General features: G+C 51.5%; 3 protein-coding genes. All 3 read right to left on the reverse strand.

Annotated elements, in window-relative coordinates:
* Positions 1-159: 159 nt before the first annotated feature.
* On the reverse strand, positions 160-798 hold the full coding sequence (locus WA354_RS19695; RefSeq protein WP_472814727.1) for a hypothetical protein: 639 nt from the start codon (positions 796-798) through the stop codon (positions 160-162).
* Between the two features lie 229 nt (positions 799-1027).
* A complete protein-coding gene (locus WA354_RS19700; RefSeq protein ID WP_472814728.1) occupies positions 1028-1384 on the reverse strand; it encodes an NTF2 fold immunity protein in 357 nt (118 codons plus the stop codon).
* Between the two features lie 663 nt (positions 1385-2047).
* A partial coding sequence (locus WA354_RS19705) for a hypothetical protein (RefSeq protein WP_472814729.1) occupies positions 2048-2305 on the reverse strand: 258 nt, incomplete at its 5' end.

The following is a 2305-nucleotide window of genomic DNA, read 5'->3' on the forward strand; positions in this document are numbered from 1 at the left end:
TACTACGCCTCTGCAAAGCCAACTGACATCTATGGTCGAGTGGGCTACACGGAAATTACTCTTCTGACAACAGTTTTGCTTCTTGTTGCTCAAGTAGTAATTTCCGGATCGACGGTGATTCTCCCGGAGCTTTAAATTAGCTCGCACTGTTTTTAGATATCAATCCGCTCGCCTCTTCTTACCAACGCCTTCTTCGAATTCCGCCCGAGAAATTGCCCCAATTAGGAACTGCTTTTGCCATGCCTTTATTCTCATCTTGTCGAACAACGGTCCGTTCAACCAACGGAGCAATCTACCGAATCTACCAATCCAGCGATGGCGACTTTTCATGTACCCGTGCTCAAGACGGACCTTCCAGACATCAGCAACGTCCTCTCTCTCCCGGTGTTCAGGTCGATAAGTGAAATGAATGTGATGGCCGATCTCGTGGAAAAGCACATCCCCCACTCTGCCTTCGCGAATGAGTGGAATCCGCAACCAAAGTCCTTTCTCCCACCCTCTTAGCACGTTGTCTACGAAGATTTCAATCCAAGCTCTCGCCCCTTGCGACGCAGGATGATAGAGCCCTCTCGCTTGAACCATACTGACCTTGCGTTGGCGGGACTTCGTCACGCTCCTGCGCCGCTTCCGGGAAAGGCTGGCTGAATCAGTGATAACTATTTCACTCAGCCCCGAAAGGTATTGTGGAGGAACTGAGTCGAGCATCCGCCGCACAATCGGCGCAACATCAAAGGGAGGCTCATAACCAGAGTAGGAAACCGAAATGGTTGGGCGCTGCTTTGCAGTCGTCGCGGCCATAGTCGTCGCTGAATCGCCTTCACCCATTGTTCAGTTGGATCGGTTGGAGCCAGTTTACACTCAAGTCCATTTTCCTAATCAGGATCGTCTGATTTTCAGAGATTGCGAAGTTCCGGTCGAGTCGTGATCAACTCGGAAGTTACTCCCGTGACAACAAGACGATCTAGGTGTTAACCAGAAAGTAATTTCCGGTTAGACGGTGACACATCCGCGATTGAAGCGGCGCTCTTTACATCGTATGCGTGACGAATAAAACAGTGCCCTTCGATTTACTGAGCTGAACGATCGCTTCCCCACCTTCACCCTTTCCGTTGAATGACCCTACCACTGTCCACACATCCCCTTTCAGGCCCGCTTTCCACGGCTTTTCCGCATCCTCGATTTTCGCGCCGTAGATTGGGATGAGGACGGCTATCGCGATCCTAATCGCGGTCGCCTCGTCTGGTAGGTAGCCCTGAGTTCTGACGACAGGCTTGGTTCCCACGACAAGCCGCCGAGCATATTCAACGGCTTCGTCATCTGAAGACTTCATCTGTGCGCCCGAGAAGCTCACTAAGACGAGCAAGAGAACTGCAATGGCTTTCACTATCGACTCCTGTCAACCCGGCGATACGCGGTCGGAGATTCCTTCTTTGACGCCGTAGCAGAGCTTTCTCCGCATCGTTTCAATCCGCCGAGAGGTTCGAAGTGATGCTCTCATGTCCACAGCTCGATTGCTCAATTCCAGAGTCGCGAGTGTGTGGTGGCCCACTCGGAGATTACTCTTGTGATACTAGGACGATCTAGGCGTTAACCGGCAAGTAATTTACGGATCGACGGTAATTCGGGAGTATCATCAACACGAACCGATATAGACCGAATGTCTCTCATCCACAAGGCGCAACTCCCTGCCATCTGCATCTTGTTAACTGCGTCCAGTATCATGGGTTCCCAACGACTACCTAACCCCTCTGTCGAGAAGGACCGATTCGTGTTGGTGAGTCTTCCTGATCGAAAGCCGATTGCGAACTCGCACCTAATCATCTTCGTCGGTGCGACCGTACGAGATGCCAGAAAGCACTTGACTCGTATCGAAGCCAACAGCGATGCCCAAGGTGTAGTGGAGTTCGAGTTCGGCCCAAAGATGAGGTGGATTCAAGTTTGGCATCAAGTCGGCAAGGCGTGTCCCGGAATGAGAGCAGACATGGTATCTGATTCGAGCGTTCTGTTCGATGAAGGTGCGCTTGTTTCCGACGCGTGTGCTCCGCTTTTACAAAGGCTTCAGCCGTACTCCCTCGATCTGCTGCAACCTGTTCACGTGCCCGAGACGCTTCAATCGCCTGCGAAAACGAATTTGTAGGTCGGAACTAACAAAAAGCACCTCAGCGGGAGTATTGTGGCCAACTCGTACCTTTGCTAAATCTTGGTTCACCGACCCATCCCACGCAAATTCCCCTGTCAACACCACATTCCGAAAATAATTTCTTAGCGCTCTATTTTTCAGCAACTTCCAGCCACCCCGTTTTGC

It is taken from the genome of Occallatibacter sp. (genome assembly GCF_049802275.1).
Classification (GTDB): Bacteria; Acidobacteriota; Terriglobia; order Terriglobales; family Acidobacteriaceae; genus Telmatobacter.